The organism is Enterobacter sichuanensis (genome assembly GCF_002939185.1).
Lineage (GTDB): Bacteria > Pseudomonadota > Gammaproteobacteria > Enterobacterales > Enterobacteriaceae > Enterobacter > Enterobacter sichuanensis.
Genome location: NZ_POVL01000185.1, coordinates 1 through 334 on the forward strand (window position 1 = coordinate 1; position 334 = coordinate 334).

Here is a 334-nt window from a genome sequence, read left to right on the forward strand (position 1 = left end):
TGCAGCGATTGTCCAGAACGCGCAGGTATCAGCCGACATCAATAATAACCTGAATGCGATGTACAGCATCAAGGTCGCTGTTGATTCTAATGGTAATCAGTATGCAGCAGGGATGGGGATTGGTGTTCAGAATACGCCATCTGGAATGCAGACTCAGGTTCTCTTCCTGGCTGACCGCTTTGCTGTGATGACTCAGGCGGGAGGGACCGTGACTCTGCCGTTTGTTATCCAGAACGGCCAGGCCATCATCCGGGACACCGTAATTGGTGACGGGACGATCGGTAACGCCAAAATCGGCAGCTATATTCAGTCTTCAACCTGGGACGGAACGGGA

General features: G+C 52.4%; 1 protein-coding gene. It reads left to right on the plus strand.

The features are described 5' to 3' along the window. Nucleotides 1–334, plus strand: a 334-nt coding sequence (locus tag C5687_RS24420) for a DUF1983 domain-containing protein (protein WP_146086329.1), incomplete at both ends; no start/stop codon positions are given.